Origin of the sequence: Methylobacterium sp. E-066 (genome assembly GCF_022829635.1) — a bacterium.
Lineage (GTDB): Bacteria > Pseudomonadota > Alphaproteobacteria > Rhizobiales > Beijerinckiaceae > Methylobacterium.
On the sequence record NZ_JAKSYO010000033.1, the window covers coordinates 86,689 to 104,770 of the forward strand.

At 68.3% G+C, this 18,082-nt stretch carries 13 protein-coding genes and 1 other RNA gene; 1 reads left to right on the top strand and 13 read right to left on the bottom strand.

Features of this window, described 5'->3' with window-relative positions:
* Nucleotides 1-26 precede the first annotated feature (26 nt).
* Both murG and MKL20_RS02605 read right to left on the bottom strand, forming a co-directional pair.
* Entirely contained in the window at nt 27-1,136 is a 1,110-nt protein-coding gene (gene murG / locus MKL20_RS02600) for an undecaprenyldiphospho-muramoylpentapeptide beta-N-acetylglucosaminyltransferase (protein WP_244035364.1), read from the bottom strand.
* On the bottom strand, nt 1,133-2,299 hold the full coding sequence (locus MKL20_RS02605; RefSeq protein WP_147854205.1) for an FtsW/RodA/SpoVE family cell cycle protein: 1,167 nt from the start codon (nt 2,297-2,299) through the stop codon (nt 1,133-1,135). The genes murG and MKL20_RS02605 overlap by 4 nt, the downstream gene beginning before the upstream one ends.
* A gap of 286 nt (nt 2,300-2,585) precedes the next feature.
* Here MKL20_RS02605 and MKL20_RS02610 point away from each other — a divergent pair, with 286 nt between their 5' ends.
* A complete protein-coding gene (locus tag MKL20_RS02610; RefSeq protein WP_244035365.1) occupies nt 2,586-4,061 on the top strand; it encodes a PAS domain-containing methyl-accepting chemotaxis protein in 1,476 nt (491 codons plus the stop codon).
* Nucleotides 4,062-4,206: 145 nt separating this feature from the next.
* On the opposite strand, the gene murD is transcribed toward MKL20_RS02610, so the two are convergent.
* The 11 genes from murD to MKL20_RS02665 all read right to left on the bottom strand — a co-directional run bounded on the left by murD (nt 4,207) and on the right by MKL20_RS02665 (nt 17,496).
* Nucleotides 4,207-5,571 (bottom strand): UDP-N-acetylmuramoyl-L-alanine--D-glutamate ligase, encoded by a 1,365-nt coding sequence (murD, locus tag MKL20_RS02615; RefSeq protein ID WP_244035366.1) that lies wholly within the window; start codon nt 5,569-5,571, stop codon nt 4,207-4,209.
* 206 nt (nt 5,572-5,777) lie between these two features.
* The gene (gene mraY, locus MKL20_RS02620; RefSeq protein WP_243968696.1) at nt 5,778-6,863 is read right to left on the bottom strand and encodes a phospho-N-acetylmuramoyl-pentapeptide-transferase; all 1,086 of its coding nucleotides are present in this window, start codon (nt 6,861-6,863) and stop codon (nt 5,778-5,780) included.
* Between the two features lie 89 nt (nt 6,864-6,952).
* Nucleotides 6,953-8,404: a UDP-N-acetylmuramoylalanyl-D-glutamyl-2,6-diaminopimelate--D-alanyl-D-alanine ligase gene (locus MKL20_RS02625; protein WP_244035367.1), complete on the bottom strand. Its 1,452-nt coding sequence runs from the start codon at nt 8,402-8,404 to the stop codon at nt 6,953-6,955.
* 32 nt (nt 8,405-8,436) lie between these two features.
* Nucleotides 8,437-9,909 (bottom strand): UDP-N-acetylmuramoyl-L-alanyl-D-glutamate--2,6-diaminopimelate ligase, encoded by a 1,473-nt coding sequence (locus tag MKL20_RS02630; protein ID WP_313902701.1) that lies wholly within the window; start codon nt 9,907-9,909, stop codon nt 8,437-8,439.
* Complete coding sequence (locus MKL20_RS02635; RefSeq protein WP_244035368.1) at nt 9,906-11,846, bottom strand: peptidoglycan D,D-transpeptidase FtsI family protein; 1,941 nt, start codon at nt 11,844-11,846, stop codon at nt 9,906-9,908. Before MKL20_RS02635 ends, MKL20_RS02630 begins: the two co-directional genes overlap by 4 nt.
* Before the next feature lie 6 nt (nt 11,847-11,852).
* A complete protein-coding gene (locus MKL20_RS02640) occupies nt 11,853-12,266 on the bottom strand; it encodes a hypothetical protein (RefSeq protein ID WP_092041622.1) in 414 nt (137 codons plus the stop codon).
* A complete protein-coding gene (rsmH, locus tag MKL20_RS02645) occupies nt 12,263-13,330 on the bottom strand; it encodes a 16S rRNA (cytosine(1402)-N(4))-methyltransferase RsmH (protein ID WP_244035369.1) in 1,068 nt (355 codons plus the stop codon). The genes MKL20_RS02640 and rsmH overlap by 4 nt, the downstream gene beginning before the upstream one ends.
* Before the next feature lie 405 nt (nt 13,331-13,735).
* Nucleotides 13,736-14,134: RNase P RNA component class A (gene rnpB / locus MKL20_RS02650), an RNA gene on the bottom strand.
* Between the two features lie 111 nt (nt 14,135-14,245).
* Nucleotides 14,246-14,686, bottom strand: a complete 441-nt coding sequence (locus tag MKL20_RS02655; RefSeq protein WP_244035370.1) for a VOC family protein — start codon at nt 14,684-14,686, stop codon at nt 14,246-14,248.
* A gap of 550 nt (nt 14,687-15,236) precedes the next feature.
* Nucleotides 15,237-16,217 carry an aldo/keto reductase gene (locus MKL20_RS02660; protein WP_244035371.1) on the bottom strand — a complete coding sequence of 327 codons (981 nt, stop codon included), beginning with the start codon at nt 16,215-16,217 and terminating at the stop codon, nt 15,237-15,239.
* A gap of 133 nt (nt 16,218-16,350) precedes the next feature.
* Nucleotides 16,351-17,496 carry a DUF2235 domain-containing protein gene (locus tag MKL20_RS02665; protein ID WP_244035372.1) on the bottom strand — a complete coding sequence of 382 codons (1,146 nt, stop codon included), beginning with the start codon at nt 17,494-17,496 and terminating at the stop codon, nt 16,351-16,353.
* Nucleotides 17,497-18,082 lie beyond the last annotated feature (586 nt).

Consider the following 18,082-nt stretch of genomic DNA (forward strand, 5'->3'; position numbering starts at 1 on the left):
GGCTGAGCCCTTTGGAAACCCGATTGCTAACCGCTTCTGGCAGTCTGGATGACGACCTCGGCCAGCCGCTCGGCGGCGTCGTGGATGCCGGCGCTTCTGGCCGCATCGGCCGCCGCGGTCAATTTTGCCGGCGTCTCGAAGCACGCCACCAGCTCGGCCGCGAGGCGATCGGGCGTGAACGCGGTCTGCTTCAGGGCCAGCGCCGCGCCGATCGCCTCGAGGGTCGCGGCGTTGGCGGCCTGGTCCTGATCGAGGGAGCCCGGCAGCGGCACCAGGATCGAGGGCCGGCCGATCGCGGCGAGTTCCGAGACCGTCGAGGCCCCCGAGCGCGAGACCACGAGGTGGCTCGCGGCCATCCGGGCCGGCAGGTCCTTGAAGAACGGCGCCGCCTCGAGCCCGGCGAGCCCGAGGGCGAGGTAGCGGTTCTGCACCGCGGTCAGGTCCTCGGGGCGGACCTGCTGGACGAGGTGCAGCCGGGCGCGCAAAGGAGGGGGCAGGCGCTCGATCGCCTCGGGCACGACCTCACCCATCACCCGGGCGCCCTGGCTGCCGCCGAACACCAGGAGGTGCAGGGCGTCGCCGTCGCCAAGCGTCGGATACGGGATCTTGGCCGCCTCGATCACGGCCGGGCGGAGCGGGTTGCCGGTGTGGATGCGGGGCGCGCGCGCCTTGTCGGGCACGCCGCGGACCTCCTTGAAGCCGGTGGCGATGGTGTGGGCGCCGCGCGCCAGGAAGGCGTTGGCCCGGCCCATCACGGCGTTCTGCTCGTGCAGCACCGTCGGCACCCGCAGGATCTGGCCGGCGAGCACCGGCGGCACGGTCGGGTACCCGCCGAAGCCGACGATCGCGGCCGGGTTGATCCGCCGGATCTCCTTGGCGGCGACGCCGAAGCCGCGTCCGAGCGTCAGCACCGCGCCGGCCCGTTTCAGCGGCGAGCGGCCGGACGGCGTCGCCGAGGCGATGGTGATCACCTCGGAGGCCGGGAACTCGCTCGCGATCGCGTCGACCCTTGCGTCGGTGGCGAGCGCGACCCGGATACCCCGGGCGCGGAGCGCATGGGCGAGGCTCTCGGCCGGGAACAGGTGGCCGCCGGTGCCGCCCGCGCAGAGCAGGATCGTGGGGGTGAAGACCGTCACCGCATCACCCCGGCGACGGTCGCCGACGCGGTGCCGGGCGGCTTCTGGCTGAGCAGCACGGTGCGCGGGCGCTTGCGGGTCAAGGCGACCAGGAAGCCGGTGCCGAGCGCCAGCGAGATCATCGACGAGCCGCCGAAGGAGACGAACGGCAGGGTCATGCCCTTGGCCGGCATCAGCTGGGTGTTCACCGCCATGTTGATGCAGGCCTGGAGGCCGAACAGGGTGGTCAGGCCGGTGATCGCCAGGCGCGAGAAGGTGTCGTCGGTGCGCCGGGCGAGCTTGAGGCCGCGCAGCACGATGAAGGCGAACAGGCCCACGAGGCACAGGCAGACGATCACGCCGAACTCCTCGCCGGTGACGGAGAAGATGAAGTCGGTATGTGCGTCCGGAAGGTGCCGCTTGGCCACCCCCTCGCCCGGGCCGGTGCCGAACCAGCCGCCCGAGCGGAACGATTCCCGCGACCAGAAATCCTGGAAGCCGCCGCCGGAATCGCGGTCGAGGAACTTGTTGAAGCGCTCGCGGACGTGGTGGAAGAACAGGTAGGCCGCGAACACGCCGCCGAGGCCGAGCACGCCGAGCAGCGCCACCCAGATCAGGTGCAGGCCGGCGACGAAGAACAGCGCGCACCACACCATGGTGATCAGCATGGTCTGGCCGAAATCCGGCTGGAGCAGCAGCGGCACGATGGTGACCGGCAGGAGCAGCATCGCCAGGAACCCGCCCGGCATGTCGCGGCGCTGCGCGCCCTCCGAGAAAGCCCAGGCGGCGACCACCACGAAGGCCGGCTTGACGAATTCCGACGGCTGCAGGCCGATCGGCCCGAACTGGATCCAGCGATGCGCGCCCTTGATCTCGGGGCCGAACTTGCCCGCCAGCAGGCAGAGCGCGACGCCGCAGATCCAGGTGACCAGCGCCAGCCGCCGGACCCCGCGCAGGGACAGGAACGACACCGCGCAGATCAGCAGGATGGTCGGCGCCAGGTACAGGGCCTGCCGGTTGAGGAAGTAGAAGGTCGGCAGGCCGATGCGCTCGGCGACCGGCGGGCCGCCGCCCATCAGGAAGACCAGGCCGGCCACCATCAGCGCGAACAGCGCCGCGAGCAGCCCGCGGTCCACCGTCCACCACCAGTCGGTCAGCGGTGTGCGTTCCGCGCGAGAGATCATGCCGGGCACCGAACTCCAGGCCGCGCGGAGTCCGGTCCGCGTGGGTCGGGCCGGATCCTGTGGGGGAATGGTAAACGGAGCCTTATGGCCGGCCGAGGCCCGCGATCCGGCGGTCCCGGCACGCGGAAAGAACTACCGTATTCGCCAAATCTGTACTTTGGCTGAGGTCATCGAATGTTAATTCCCGCAGTGCAACCCTGAGATGCATTCCCTCCAGGATCGGTAAGCGGCCCGTCGAACGTCCCGCTTTGCCAGGCCCGATCCGCACAGCAGAAGCCGCTCCGCCATGTTCGCTGCTCTGAAGGTCCGTGAAGCGCAGGCCAAGCTGGCTGCCCTCGACCGCGTCCAGGGGATGATCGAGTTCGATCTCGATGGGCGTATCCTGTCGGCGAACGGCAATTTCCTCGATGCGGTCGGCTACACCCTGCCGGAGGTGGTCGGACAGCATCACAGCCTGTTCGTCGAGCCGAGCTACCGGGACTCGCTGGACTACCAGGCCTTCTGGGAGCGCCTGCGCGCCGGCGCGTTCGAGTCGGGCCAGTTCCGGCGGGTCGGCCGCGGCGGCCGCCCGATCTGGATCCAGGCCTCCTACAACCCGATGCTCGATGCCCGGGGGCGGCCCTACAAGGTGGTGAAGTTCGCCACCGAGATCACCCGGCAGCGCACCGAGGAGGCCGACCGCGCCGGCCAGATCGCGGCGATCCACAAGGTGCAGGCGGTGATCGCCTTCGACCTCGACGGCATGGTGATCGAGGCCAACGACAATTTCCTCGCCGTGATGGGCTACGACCGCGACGCGGTGGTCGGCCAGCACCACAGCCTGTTCGTCGAGCCCGGCTACCGGGACAGCGAGGCCTACCGGGCGTTCTGGGCGGCGCTCCGGAACGGCACCTATCAGGCCGCGCAGTTCCGCCGCCTCGGCAAGGACGGGCGCGAGGTCTGGATCCAGGCGTCCTACAACCCGATCCTCGACGCCGCCGGCCGGCCCTACAAGGTGGTGAAGTTCGCTACCGACATCACCGAGCAGGTCCGCCTGCTGGCCGACCTCCGGACGCTGATCGACAGCAATTTCGGCGCGATCGAGCACGCGGTCCTGCACTCCACCGACGCTGCCCGCCTCGCCGGGACGGCCGCGGATTCGACCTCCGGCAACGTCCAGACCGTGGCGGCGGCCGCCGAGGAGCTCGCCGCTTCCGTCGCCGAGATGTCCCAGAGCATCGTCCGCTCCCAGGGCGCTACCGACACCGCCTATGCCTGCGTGCAGGAGGCGGACGGCCACACCAAGCGGCTCGCCGACAGCGCCGCCGCAATGTCCAGCATCGTCGGCCTGATCCAGAGCATTGCCGGCCAGATCAACCTGCTGGCGCTCAACGCCACCATCGAGGCCGCACGTGCCGGCGCGGCCGGCCGCGGCTTCGCGGTGGTGGCCAGCGAGGTGAAGGCGCTCGCCGACCAGGCGGCCCGCGCCACCGGGCAGATCAACAGCGAGATCGCCAGCGTTCAGCAGGTCTCACAGGAGGTCGTGGTGGCTTTGGGCTCGATCGGGACCTCGGTCACGGTGATGCGCGAGACCGTGGTCTCCACCGCGGCGGCGATCGAGGAGCAGAGCGCGGTGACCCGCGACCTCGCCGAGAGCATGCAGAGCGCCGCCGGCGCGGTCTCGGCGATCACAGGCAATATCGGGGCGATCGCCCAGGCCGTCGCCGATGTCTCACAGGCGGTCGCCACCACCCGGGACGCCGCCAAGGTGCTGGCGCGCTGACGGGCTGGTACTGGGATCCCAAAGGGCTCGGCCCTTTGGCGGGGTTCGGGGGCGGAGCCCCTGATGCATCGGGCGAAGCCCGACACCAGGGCTCTGCCCTGGACCCGCAAAAGGTCTCGACCTTTTGAAACCCCGATCGACGCCTTCAGGGCAGCGCCTGCACCAGCTCCCGGAACCGGTCGCCGCGAATCTCGAAATTACGGAACTGGTCGTAGGAGGCACAGGCCGGCGAGAGCAGCACCACCGGCTCCGGGGCGCCGGAGGCGGCGGCGTTCTCGGCGGCCTTGGGCACCGCGACCTCCAGGGTCTCGCACCGGGTGTAGGGCACGACGCCTTCGAGCGTCGCCGCGAAGGCGTCCGAGGCCGCGCCGATCAGGTAGGCGTGGGCGACCCGCTGGAAATACGGCACCAACGGGAAGATCCCGCCTTCCTTGGCCTTGCCGCCGAGGATCCAGTGGATGTCCCGGAAAGCCGTGAGCGCCTTCTCGGTGGAATCCGCGTTGGTCGCCTTGGAATCGTTGACGAACAGCACGCCGCCGCGGCGCCCGACCTCCTCCATCCGGTGCGGCAGGCCCGGGAAGGACGAGAGGCCGGCCTGGATCGCCTCGCCGGTCAGGCCGAGCGCCCGGGCGACCGCCACCGCCACGGCGGCGTTCTGCCAATTGTGGGTACCGCGCAGCGAGCCGATGCCGTTGACGTCGGCCAAAGCCGTGCCGTCGGGATCGCGGACGATGCCGTCGCGCACCGTCAGCGCGTCGGTGCAGAGCGCGTCGCCTGCGGGCACGTGGACCCGCACGAGGTCGCCCGTGCGCCGGTCGGCGATGGCCCGGCTCGGGCCGTCGTCGATGCCGACCACCGCCAGGCCGGCGCCGCTGATCAGGCGCTCCTTGATGGCGGCGTATTGCTCCATGGTGCCGTGGCGGTCGAGATGGTCCGGCGTGATGTTCATCAGCACGCCGACCGTGGGGTCGAGGCTGGGGGTCAGGTCGATCTGGAACGAGGACATCTCGATCACGTGGACGCGGCCGGCATCCGGCGGCTCCAGCGACAGGATCGCGGTGCCGATATTGCCGCCCATCTGCACGTCACGCCCGGCCTGGGCCAGCACGTGGGCGATCAGTGCCGTGGTGGTCGACTTGCCGTTGGTGCCGGTGATCGCCACGAACGGCGCTTCGGGGGCTCGCGCCCGGCGCTCCCGGCAGAACAGCTCGATATCGCCGATGATCTCGATGCCGGCCTCGCGGGCCAGCCGGACGGTCCAGTGCGGCTCCGGATGGGTCAGGGGCACGCCGGGGCTGAGCACCAGGGCGATGACGCCGGACCAGTCGGCTTCGCGCAGATCCTGCGTGCCGATCCCCGCATCCTGCGCGCGCGCGACGCTGTCGGCATTGTCATCCCAGGCAACGACCTCGGCGCCGCCGGCCTTCAGCGCATTGGCCGTGGCCAGCCCCGAGCCGCCGAGCCCGAACAGGGCGACCTTTTGGCCCGCGAAGACGGTGACGGGTGTCATGGGAAACTCAATTCAACGTGGGAACATCGCCGATCCCACCCAACCCCCTCATCCTGAGGTGCCCGCGCCAGCGGGCCTCGAAGGAGCCCTCCAGGGATCGCGCGGCCGGCTGGAGGGCTCCTTCGAGGCGCCCGCTGCGCGGCCGCGCCTCAGGATGAGGGCCTGAGTGGGATCAACCATCTCGGCCGGGAGGTTAGCACAGTTTCTCAGCGCAACTTCAGGGTCGCCAGGCCGGCGAGCGCTAGGATCACCGCGATGATCCAGAACCGGATCACGACCTGCGGCTCCTTCCAGCCCTTCTGCTCGAAATGGTGGTGGATCGGCGCCATCCGGAAGACGCGCTTGCCGGTGAGCTTGAACGAGGCGACCTGGATGATCACCGACATCATCTCCAGCACGAACAGGCCGCCGACGATCGCCAGGACGATCTCGTGCTTGGTCGCCACCGCGATGGTGCCGAGCAGGCCGCCCAGCGCCAGGGAGCCGGTATCGCCCATGAAGATCTGCGCCGGGGGCGCGTTGAACCACAGGAAGCCGAGCCCCGCCCCGATCACCGCGCCGCAGACCACGGCGAGTTCGCCGCTGTCGCGGACGTAGTTCACTTGGAGGTAGCTCGCGGTGAACGAGTTGCCGACGAGATACGCGATGATCCCGAAGGTGCCGCAGGCGATCATCACCGGCACGATCGCCAGGCCGTCGAGGCCGTCGGTCATGTTCACGGAATTGCCGGCGCCGACGATCACGAAGGCCCCGAACAGGGCGTAGAACCAGCCGAGGTTCAGCAGCGCGTCCTTGAAGACCGGGAAGGCGAGCTGGTTCTGGAGCGCGGCGGGCGAGTAGACCGAGATGATCGTGCAGGCCGCGATGGCGATCATCGCTTCCAGCGACAGCCGGAACTTGCCGGAAAAGCCCTTGTGCGACTGCTTCGTCACCTTGAGGTAGTCGTCGTAGAAGCCGATCGCCCCGAAGCCGAGGGTGACGGTCAGGGTCACCCAGACGTAGTGATTGCGCGGGTTGGCCCAGAGCAGGATCGCCACGACGGCGCCCGCCAGGATCATCAGCCCGCCCATGGTCGGCGTGCCGCGCTTGGTCAGCAGGTGGGTCTGCGGCCCGTCCTCGCGGATCGGCTGGCCCTTGCCCTGGCGCAGGCGCAGCAGGGAGATGATCCACGGCCCGAACCAGAACACGAACAGGCCCGCCGTGAACAGCGCGCCGCCGGTGCGGAAGGTGATGTAGCGGAAGACGTTGAGCGGCGAGAACGTGCCGCTCAGTTCCGAGAGAAGGTACAGCATCCGGGCGCTCGGCCCCTTTGTTCAGGCGCGGGTTTCAGGGGGCGGCACCGATCGTCGCGAACGCTCGGGCGTGCCGATTCTGGGGCGGATCACGGGGCGGCGGCCGTTCCGCGCCGCGCCGGGTCGACCGCGTAGCGGGCTTTCAGCACATCGACAATCCGCCCCATGCGGCTGCCGTTCGATCCCTTGACCATCACGGCGTCGCCTGACCGGAGGTTGCGGGTCAGCGGCTCGATCAGGTCGGCGGCGGTGTCGGCGACGCCGCCGCGGCGGCTCACCGGCAGCGCCTCGAACAGGTTGCGCATCAGCGGCCCGGAGGCGAAGACCAAATCGATCCGGGCGGCCTCGATCGCCTCGGCGAGGCCGCGATGCAGGTCGGCGGAGGCCGCGCCGAGCTCCAGCATGTCGCCCAGCACCGCGATGCGGCGGCCGCGCGGGCCGGTCTCGATGCCGGCGAGCGTCGCGATTGCGGCCCGGACCGAGGCCGGGTTGGCGTTGTAGCTCTCGTCGACCAGGTAGGCGGTGCCGCCTTCGATCTCGAGGGCGGTGCGCTCGCCGCGCCCGACCGGCGGACTCAAACCCGCCAGCGACAGGGCCGCCTCGGCGAGGTCGGCACCCAGCGCGTGGATGACGGCCATCACGCCGAGGGAGTTCTGGGCCGCGTGCCGCCCGGCGGTGCCGAGCTTGTAGGTGACGGGCTGGCCCATCACGACGGCGTCGACCACCGACAGGTCGGGGCGCAGCACGATTTTTTGCGCCCTCACGTCGGCCTCCGGATGCTCGCCGAAGCTGATCACCCGGCCGGCGCGGGAGGCCCTCGCATGGGCGAGCAGGCGCTCGAAATGCGCGCTGTCGCGGTTGATGATCGCGACGCCCCCGGGCTCGAGGCCGGAAAAGATCTCGCCCTTGGCGTCGGCGATCGCCGAGACCGAGGCGAAATGCTCGATATGCACCGGCTCGACCGTGGTGATCAGCGCGATGTCGGGGCGGACCTGGGCGGTCAGCGGCACGATCTCGGCCGGGTGGTTCATGCCGATCTCGAACACGCCGTAGCGGGTGGCTTGCGGCATCCGGGCGAGCGTCAGGGGCACGCCCCAATGGTTGTTGTAGGAGGCCGCCGAGGCATGGGTCTCGCCCTGCGCGGCGAGGACGTGGCGCAGGGCCTCCTTGGTGCCGGTCTTGCCGACCGAGCCGGTCACCGCCACGATCTGGGCCTCCGTGCGCGCCCTTGCGGCTTCGCCAAGACGCGTCATGGCGGTCAGGACCGGGTCGGCGCCCAGTTCCGGGACCGCCAGCAGGGGCCCGTGTGCCGACAGATCGGCGGCGCGGGCCTCGCTCACCACCGCAGCGCCGGCCCCGCGCCCCAGCGCGTCGGCGACGAAATCATGGCCGTCGCGGGCCTCGCCCCGTATGGCGAAGAACAGGTCGCCCGCCTCGATCGTGCGAGTGTCGATCGAGGCGCCCATGATCGGGCGGTCCGCGCCGATCAGGCGCCCGCCGGTGGCGGCTTCGAGCGCGTCGCGGGTCCAGAGTGCGGTCATGGTCAGCCTCCGGTCCCCATCCGGCCGCGCCATCAGCGTGCGGCCTCGGCGATCGCAGCGCGCAGGACCTCGTGGTCCGAGAACGGCAGGGTGCGATCTCCCACGATCTGGCCGGTTTCATGGCCTTTGCCGGCCACGACCAGCACGTCGCCGGGTCCGAGGCGGCGCACGGCTTCGCGAATTGCGGCCGCTCGGTCGCCGATTTCCTCAGCCGCTGGAGCGGCTTCGAGGATCGCCCGGCGTATCGTCGAAGGATCCTCGGTGCGCGGGTTGTCGTCGGTGACGATCGCGACATCGGCCAGCCGCGCGGCGATCGCCCCCATGAGCGGTCGCTTGCCCCGGTCGCGGTCGCCGCCGCAGCCGAACACGACCACGAGCCGGCCGGACGCGAACGGCCGCAGGGCGGTCAGCACGCTCTCCAGCGCCTCCGGCTTGTGGGCGTAATCGACCAGGCAGAGTCCGCCGCGCACCTCGCCGACCCGCTCCATCCGGCCCGGCACGCCGGTGAGATGGTCGAGGGCCGCGAATACGCCAGCCGGATCGGCGGCACCGGCCGGTGTCGCGAGCGCCAGGCCGGCCGCCACCAGGGCGTTCGCGACCTGGAAATCGCCGACCAGGGGGAGACGCACGGCATACGCGGTACGCCCTCCGGCCCCAGGCCCGTGCAGCCTGAGCACCTGAGCAAATCCCTCGGTTCTTTCCTCTACCAGGCGGATAAAGCCTCCAGCACGACCGGTCGTTCGGACTTCGCGTCCGGCAGCGTCGGCAGCGTTGATGACTCGGCCAGAGTATGCCCCGTCGGCATTGACGATCGCCGGGCAGCCCGGCGGCAGAAGATCCGTAAAAAGGCGCAGCTTGGCCGCGAGGTACTCCTCGATGCTCGCATGGTAATCGAGGTGGTCGCGGCCGAGATTGGTGAAGCCCGCCGCGGTCAGCCGCACGCCGTCGAGCCGGCGCTGCTCGATCCCGTGGGAGGACGCCTCCATGGCGAGTTCGGTCACGCCCGCCCGGGCGAGCCGCGCCAGTGTCTGGTGCAGCGTCACCGGGTCGGGAGTCGTGAGCGAGCCGTATTCGGCGCCACGGTTGGTGACGATCCCGACGGTGCCGAGGCTCGCGGCGTCACGGCCGAGCCGGGCCAGGATCTGGCGCACGAAATCGGCGACCGAACTTTTTCCAGCCGTGCCGGTGACCGCGACCACGGCCCCGGGCTGCGCGCCGGCGAGCCGGGCAGCGGCGAGGGCTAAGGCCCGGCGGGCATCCGGTACGCCGATCCAGGCGACGGCCTCGGGCAGGTCGGCGGGGCGATCCCCCTCCCCGGCCACAGCGACGGCGCCGTGTCCGGCGGCCTGGGCGGCAAACAGGCGGCCGTCGGCCTGGGTGCCCGGCACGGCGACGAACACGCCGCCCGGTACGACCTTCCGGCTGTCGGCGGTGAGCGCCGACACCATCAGGTCGGCGGCCGGACCGGCAGCCTCCGGAAAGAGGTTGGCGAGGCGGCTGCTCACGGGCCGCCCAGCTGGTTGACGTGGTAGGCGTTGAGCTTGACCATCTGGGGGAACGGCCGCACCGGCGGCTCGAATTGCGGCGGCAGGCCGAGGATCGGGGCGACCCGCTCGATCACCTTGCCGGTGACGACGCCGGAGTTCCACGCCGCGGTGGCGTAGCCGCCCGATTCCGGCAGGCCCTGCGGCTCGTCCATGATCGTGACGAAGAGGTACTTGGGGTCGTTCATCGGCGCCGCCGCCATGAAGGTGGTGAACAGGCGGTTGTGGATGTAGCGCCCGCCGATCACCTTCTCGGCGGTGCCGGTCTTGCCGCCGACGAAGTAGTACGGGACCGCCGCCTTCTTGGCCGAGCCCTCGGCGGCGTTGAGGCGCATGATGTAGCGCATCGCCTCGGAGGTCTGGCCGGAGAGCACGTGCGTGGCGCGGGCCTTGTCCTCGGGGGCCGCCTTCAGGAAGGTCGGGGTGATCAGGTCGCCGCCATTGGCGATCGCCGCCACCGCGGCGGCCGCCTGGATCGGTGCCACCGCGATGCCGTGGCCGAACGCGATGGTGATCGTGTTGATCTCGCTCCAGCGGGACGGGACGATCGGGGCCGCGCTCTCGGGCAATTCCGTGCGGAGCCGGTCGAGCAGGCCCATCTTCTTCAGGAACGCCTTGTGGCCGGGCACGCCCACGCCCAAAGCCATCTTGGCCGAGCCGATGTTGGAGGAGTGGGTGAACACCTCCGGCATGGTGATGAGCCGGTTGGTGCCGTGATACTCGTGGATCTTCTGCCGGCCCCAATTCAGCACGCCGCCGCGGGTGTCGAAGGTCGAGTTGACGTTGTACTTGCCGGAATCGAGCGCCATGGCCAGCGTCATCGCCTTGAAAGTCGAGCCCATCTCGTAGACGCCGACATTCATGCGGTTGATCCGGTCGGGCGAGAGCGCGTCCTTCGGGTCGTTCGGGTCGAAGTCCGGCATCGAGACCAGGGCGATGACCTCGCCGGTCTTCACGTCGAGGATCATCGAGGCGCCAGCCTTGGCCTTGAAGTGGTCGATGCCCCAGGCCAGCTCGTCGCGCACGGCGAACTGGGCGCGCAGGTCGATGGAGAGTTGCACCGGCTTCAGGTCGGCCTGCTTGTTGACCAAGCCGAAGCTGTTGAGCGCCTGCAGGCCGGTGGAATCGATGTACTTCTCCATGCCGGCGATGCCGACGCCGTCGAGATTGGTCGCGCCGAGGATGTGGGCGGCAGCGGTTCCGTTCGGGTAGACCCGTTTGTGGTCGGGCAGGAAGCCGATGCCAGGGATGCCGAGCCGGTGGACCTCGGCCTGCTGCTTGGGGGTCAGCTCGCGCTTCACCCAGACGAAGCCGGCGCCCTTCTTGTCCTTGCGCGAGGACAGCTTGGCGCGCAGCTCCGAGGCGTTGAGTTCCGGCAGGACCGCGGTGAGCAGTTCCACCGCCTCGTCCTTGTCGTAGATGTTGCCGGGCTCGGCGAAGACCGAGACGGTGCGGATGTCGGTGGCCAGGATCTCGCCGTTGCGGTCGACGATGTCGGGGCGGAACGCCGTCGAGGAGGCGGCCGCGACCCGGTGCTCCTGGCTGGGCGGATCGCCGAACACGGCCATCATCAGCAGCTTCGCCGAGATCGTCCCGAACACCGCGACGAAGACCAGCCCGACCAGGGCGACGCGCATGTGCGAGCGCTCGATGGCGAGCCGGAACATGCTCCGCACGAACGCCTTGGCGCGGGCGGCGCGCATGTCCGGGTGCAGCGCCCGGGCGGCGGCCTCGAGCGCGGCGGCATCCTGCTCGGACACGGCGTAGTGCGCCGCGTCGTGAGCCGGCGCCGCGTGCACCGATGCCTCTTCGGCCAATGCCTCTTGGGCCTGTACGTCATGCTCCGAGATCTGCGCTTCGGCTGCCGCGTCTCGGGTGTGGTCGGCGTCTTCGGACACGGGTGATTACCTCGAAGCGGTATTCGGGGTGCGGGTCGTGGTGACGGTGCGGGTGATCGCGCCGGTGGTGCGCGGCTCGGCCGTGCCCTTGTCCTTGGGCGTCGCCGTCGCGGCGAGCAGCCGGCCGATCTCGTCGCCGCGTTCCGGGCGGGCGGGCAGGTCCGACAGCCGGGCCAGGTGGCTGGTGCCGATCGGCTCCAGGGCGAGGTGCTTGTCCACCGCCGCCTGCAGCCGGTCCGGCCGGGTCAGGAGCTGCCACTCGGCGCGCAAAACCGCGATCGCCTGACGCTCCTTGTGGAGCGCGGTCTGCAGCTTCGAGACCTGACCGCCCTGGTAGAGCGTGTCGTACTTGATCGAGTAGGCGTAGATCGCCGAGGCCACGAGGCCGGCGACCGCCAGAAGGTTCAGCAGGCGGATCATCGGCGATGGCCCCCGCGGGCGGCTTCGGGCAGGCTCGCCAGCGCGTGGAGCGCGGCGAGCGGTTCGGGCGTCTCGGATTCGGTCCGCTCCCCAGCCCGAAGCTTGGCCGAGCGGGCGCGCGGGTTGCGGGCGATCTCGGCCTCGCCCGGCAGGACCGGCCCCTTGGTGACCAGGCGGAAGCTGCGGATCGTCTCGGCTTGGCCGCCGGGCAGGTGGCGCGAGCCCTGTGCGGAGCGGCCGCTGCGGGCGGCGAAGAACTGCTTGACGATCCGGTCTTCCAGCGAATGGAACGTCACTACGGCGAGCCGGCCGCCCGGGGCGAGCACCCGCTCGGCGGCGTGGAGCGCACGCACCAGCTCGCCGAGCTCGTCGTTGACGGCGATCCGCAGGCCCTGGAACGTCCGGGTCGCCGGGTGGATGTGGCTGCCGGGCTCGGCCCAGACCACGCTGGCGACCAGCTCGGCGAGCTGGGCGGTGGTCTCGATCCGGCCGCGGCGCCGGGCCTCGTGGATGGTCCGGGCCACGGCGCGCGAGCGCCGCTCCTCGCCGTAATGGTAGATGATGTCGGCGAGCACGGTCTCGTCGGCCTCGTTAACGATGTCGGCGGCGCTCGGGCCGTCCTTGCCCATGCGCATGTCGAGGGGGCCGTCGTTGCGGAACGAGAAGCCCCGCTCCGGCGTGTCGATCTGCATCGACGAGACGCCGATATCGAGCACGATCCGGTCCGCCTTGGCCTCGCCGGCCTCGCTGAGCAGCGCGTCGAGATCACCGAACCGGCCGGGGACGAGGCGCAGGCGTTTGCCAGCCTCGGCGACCAGGGTCTGACCGTTGGCGATCGCCGTAGGATCGCGGTCGATGGCGATCATCCGCAGGGCCGGATCGGCCGCCAGCAGCGCGCGGGTGTAGCCGCCAGCCCCAAAGGTGCCGTCGATGGCCAAGCCACCGTCGAGCTTGAGCGACTCGATGACCTCGTCGAGCAGCACCGGCACGTGGGGCTGGGTGGAGACGGGGCCATCGCAGCGCGCGGCGGCCGCGACCTCGGCCGGGGGGCGGCGCCGAATCATGCGCGCCTCGCCAGGCCGGTGCAGGGACAGTCGGGGTTTCTGCGCGATCCGGGAGTTCCGGCGCGGGTGCGGCTCGTGCGTCTCATGGTGCCCTGTGCCGGGCCGCGCGAGCGCGGCGCGCGTGACGGGAACGGCACCGGATGCAGAGCGCGCGAAACGCCGCGCACGGACGGGACCTGCACCTGCGCAGGTTACGCCCGGCGATCCGATACACGCCGTTGACGGGAGGATGCCGGGTATCATGGGCCTCGGAGGATCGTCAACGCGCGAGCCTGGCGCTGGCGAGCCGACCGATCTGACCCCGGTACGGTTAACCGAAGGTTTTTGCCCGGCGCGAATTTTTAGGCCCGGCCGCCGCGGGTCGAAGCGCGGGCCGGCCCACACGGCGGCGCGGATTCAGGGGGTTGGATCAGCCGGCCTATAAGCCGGGTTCTGTAAGGCCGGAGCGCTCGCGCGCGCCGACGTGGCGGCCATTCCTCTGGGACGGTCGTTGCCGACCGCCTCGAGCAACCAACCCGGGCGACTGGCCTGGAGAGCGGGCCTGCCCTTCTCGCGAAGGGCGCGCCGCCCCTATTCGGTCTTGCTCCCGGTGGGGTTTGCCGTGCCGTCCGCGTTGCCGCGTCCGCGGTGCGCTCTTACCGCACCCTTTCACCCTGACCCCGGACGCATCCGGGGCGGTCTGCTCTCTGTGGCACTGTCCCTGGGGTCGCCCCCGCCGGACGTTATCCGGCACCGTCTCTCCATGGAGCCCGGACTTTCCTCCCCGGATGCTCGCGCATCCGGAGCGGCCGCCCGGCCGGCTGATCCGCGGGCAGATGCGCCCGCGCCGCCGTCCGGGTCAAGGGTGCAGAAGCGCTCGCAGCCGAAGTGGAAGCCGGTTCGGCGTCCGCGAGCGCGTCACGTCGAGCCTTCCGTTTACCAGCTGCCGGTGTTCTCCATCGAAGCCCAGGGCTCTTGGGGCTCCTTGGCGCCGCCCTTCTGCAGGATCTCGATGGAGATCCCGTCCGGGGACTTCACGAAGGCCATGTAGCCGTCGCGGGGCGGACGGTTGATGGTCACGCCCTTGTCCTTCAGCTTTGCGCAGAAGGCGTAGATGTCGTCGACCTGATAGGCGAGGTGCCCGAAATTGCGCCCGCCGGAATAGGTCTCCGGGTCCCAGTTGTAGGTCAGCTCGACCAGCGGCGACTTGCTCGCCTGCGCCCGCTCGACATCCCCGGGGGCGGCCAGGAAGACCAGGGTGAAGCGGCCCTTCTCGTTCTCGACCCGGCGGACCTCCTTGAGGCCGAACGTGTCGACGTAGAAGGCGAGCGCCCGGTCGAGATCGGCCACCCGGACCATGGTGTGCAGAAATTCCATAGGGAAGCTATCCTATTGATATCAGCAGGGTTTTTATGGGCCCTGGCAAGAAACTGACACGAGCTTGGTTGCGGGGCGTCCGCCCGCGTCAGCCGGTTGATCGCCGCGATAGCTAGCGTTGAATGAGCCGGTGAGTAGGCCGCATCTGAGCTGCTATCGGCCCGAGGTCATTGAGGGGTTCCGGTATCTTCCACGAGGCTCGAATTGGACGGTTGGGTCGGTACGCTGGCGATCGGCGCAACGACGTGATGGTGTAAACCTCTGATTTTAAACAGCTCTGCTGGAAGGCGGATGATCGAGTTCGCGAATGGGAAGCAGAGCAGTATCGCTATTATGCCGCTATCCGCACCCTGAGCTGTCGTTCGAGCTCACCTTCCGCGGCTCCCCCTCGCTACTCCTGATCGCTCGATCCATCCCTGGTCGGAAATTTACCCCGCCTGATCGCTGGCCCGAATCAGCCTCTTTGGCTCTTCGGTCTCAGCCTCAGGATCGAGCTCCCTCCCCCCTGATCCTCCTCGCCACTCCAGCATGCTCAGCGCATGCCTCAGGATCAGCTATGACCTGACACTTCGTGCGGGATGTAAGGTGCTTCCAGCGCCAAGCATTCTTCGTCAGTGAGCTCGAGCGTCAGGGCAGCAACAGCGTCCGTCAGGTGATTCAGCTTAGACGCACCGATGATCGGTGAGACCTGTTTGCCCTTCCTTAGAAGCCATGCGAGCGCGATTTGAGCACGAGGTACGCCTCTCTGCTCAGCGACCTTGCCAAGTGCATCGACGACCTTGCGATCCGCTTCCTCGGTCTTGCCGTAGAAACGGTGAAGCGCATCATCCGTTCGTAGCCGATCGGTCGTCTCGTCCCAGGGACGCGTCAGTCGCCCTCGTGCCAGTGGGCTCCACGGCATCACCGCCACCCCCTCCTCCGCACATAGGGGCAGCATCTCCCGCTCCTCCTCCCGGTAGAGGAGGTTCACGTGATTCTGCATGCTGATGAACTCCGTCCAGCCGTGCAGACGCGAGACGTACAACGCCTTGGCGAAGCGCCAGGCCGGCATCGAGGAGGCGCCGATGTAACGCGCTTTGCCGGCCTTCACGACGTCGTGGAGCGCTTCCAAAGTCTCCTCGATGGGCGTGTCGTAATCGAAGCGATGGATCTGGTAGAGGTCGACGTAGTCTGTTCCGAGTCGCGTCAGACTGGCGTCGATCTCTCGCATGATCGCCTTGCGCGACAAGCCCATCCCATTCGGGCCGGGTCGCATGCGGTTGTAGACCTTGGTGGCGAGGATGATGTCGTCACGATTGGCAAATTCCTTGAGAAGCCTGCCCGTGATCTCCTCCGACGAGCCGTCGGAGTACACGTTTGCCGTGTCGAAGAAGGTGATCCCGTGTTCAATCGCTTGGCGAATGACGGGCCGACTCTTCTCCTCGTCGAGCGTCCAGGGATGGGCACCCCTCTCGGGATCACCGAAGGTCATGCAGCCGAGGCAGAGGCGAGAGACCTTGATCCCTGTCGAACCGAACTTCACGTACTCCATGCGGCTTTCCTCGCGGTGAGTTTAATTGTCGTTGGGTGCAGCGTTGATCGGTTGGAGTTCGTCGCAGAAGGCAGGCTCACTCAGCCCTCGCCCACCGTTGGCTTGCAGCCTTCCGAACTCGGCCTTTCCGCACCTAGTCGACAACCGGAAGACCTGAGAAACCGATTTTTCCAAAGTAGGGCAGCAGCGTCTTCGGCTGGTAGGTCGCAGACGAGTGCGCTCCATTCTCGTCGTTGGTGCACAGCTGAGCGGGCTTGCCGTAGCGCTCGATCACGCTCCGGTGCACCGCCTGGTTAATCGCTTGAACCGGCCGTCCGTTCTCGTCCTGGGCGATATACAGGCTCTCGTTGAACGCTGCCTCACACGGACGTTCACCGATCCGCCGTAGCGTTGGGCGGAAGTGGTCGAGGGCAAACAGCCCTGATGACGAGTCGTGGGCGGGCGCCCCCGCGTCCAGCTGTCCCTTCGGCAAACAATCCCAATCGATCGCGAGACCGGCCGCCTCGGCCTTCCTCGCCATCCAGACCAGCGGGATGTCGGCGAGCGTTCGGGTGTTGTAGCCGCCTCCGACATCGGCATGCGCGCCTGCGAACCACACCTGCTGGACCGAAGAGCCGGCCGGCGCGGTGCCCGTCCAGTAGGTCGGGATAAAGTTGTGGCGATGTTCGTCGATGGCCAGGGCTTGGACGGCCGTCTTCACGATGGAGCAAGGGCTTGTGTCGTGGAAGGCGAAGGCCTTCTTGTTGGCATCCGCAAGGAGGGTGCCGGGGATGCCGAGGCTGCCTACCGTGTCCCACACGCCTAAAAATTTGATCGTTACGCCGTCGTGGACTTGGGCTTTGGATCTGTCAGCGAAATCCTTCGGCGAATGGGGCTTGGAGGAGCGATAGTACGCCCAGGCGTCCGGCAGCGATGCCAGAGATTGCCGCTTCAGGACCCCGCAAGCGGATATCAAGCCGACTAGGCTACGGGCTGTGAAAGCGCCTCGCGAGAATCCGAACAGGAAAATCTCGTCACCGGGAACATAGTTCTGAGCGATGAACTGGTACCCTGACCTAATGTTATCGTCGATACCGAATCCGGTCGCGCCCTCGATGAACGTCTCCAATTTCAAGCCGGTTGTTCCGACGCCTCGAAGGTAGAGCACGATTTGGAACGAGGCCTCGCCTGTCTCGACCGACCCGTGGATCGAGCGTGCGATCTGCGCAACGTTTGTGTCGTCGGTCTGGAGGTCGTCATTGTTCCAGGTGCCGTCGCAGCAAACCACGATCCGTTTCATCAGAACCTCCCCCGCGATCGCCGCTAAACGACCGCCGGTAATGATTTAGGACGGTTTAAAACGAATCCCTATGTCGGCTGTCACAAGCTCGGTGACTGCCCCCGAATGACGGTCGGTCTCGGACTCATATCTACCCCACCGGTGATCTTCGGCCGTCCGCCAAGACGTAGGCGCGGAAAGGCGGAGGCAACACGCCGACGCTTGATGCTCTCGTCGGCCAAATAGAGGCGTTACCCGGGTTGGCTACAATCTTCCACGACTGGCATGCGGGGCCGTACCCTGCCGCGATGCCAGCGTCGGTCGACCGCTGATGGTCCGGGTCGAATTCGACAGTTGGTCGAGCGAATGATTAGATATTACGTTGGGTTTTCCGAGTAAAACCTTGATCATTAAGGCAATTTTTTAGACTTTGGAGACATGAAAGGATCGAATGGAGTGTTAGTAGTATCGTTAATATGCCCCGATCCCACTCCGCCACGCGCCGGTTAATATGCCCGGATCCCCCTCCTTGCCCTGTTCGCAAACTCAATCGAATATACGCCGTCGCTAGATTATCTATCTAAGCTTGCTGGCCTATTCCGCTGCT

What these genes read in the sequence shown, in the direction of transcription:
- MKL20_RS02605 (WP_147854205.1), bottom strand. Translation starts at nt 2,299, where the DNA reads ATGATCTCTCGCGCGGAACGCACACCGCTGACCGACTGGTGGTGGACG.
- MKL20_RS02610 (WP_244035365.1), top strand. Translation starts at nt 2,586, where the DNA reads ATGTTCGCTGCTCTGAAGGTCCGTGAAGCGCAGGCCAAGCTGGCTGCC.
- murD (WP_244035366.1), bottom strand. Translation starts at nt 5,571, where the DNA reads ATGACACCCGTCACCGTCTTCGCGGGCCAAAAGGTCGCCCTGTTCGGG.
- mraY (WP_243968696.1), bottom strand. Translation starts at nt 6,863, where the DNA reads ATGCTGTACCTTCTCTCGGAACTGAGCGGCACGTTCTCGCCGCTCAAC.
- MKL20_RS02625 (WP_244035367.1), bottom strand. Translation starts at nt 8,404, where the DNA reads ATGACCGCACTCTGGACCCGCGACGCGCTCGAAGCCGCCACCGGCGGG.
- MKL20_RS02640 (WP_092041622.1), bottom strand. Translation starts at nt 12,266, where the DNA reads ATGATCCGCCTGCTGAACCTTCTGGCGGTCGCCGGCCTCGTGGCCTCG.
- rsmH (WP_244035369.1), bottom strand. Translation starts at nt 13,330, where the DNA reads ATGATTCGGCGCCGCCCCCCGGCCGAGGTCGCGGCCGCCGCGCGCTGC.
- MKL20_RS02655 (WP_244035370.1), bottom strand. Translation starts at nt 14,686, where the DNA reads ATGGAATTTCTGCACACCATGGTCCGGGTGGCCGATCTCGACCGGGCG.
- MKL20_RS02660 (WP_244035371.1), bottom strand. Translation starts at nt 16,217, where the DNA reads ATGGAGTACGTGAAGTTCGGTTCGACAGGGATCAAGGTCTCTCGCCTC.
- MKL20_RS02665 (WP_244035372.1), bottom strand. Translation starts at nt 17,496, where the DNA reads ATGAAACGGATCGTGGTTTGCTGCGACGGCACCTGGAACAATGACGAC.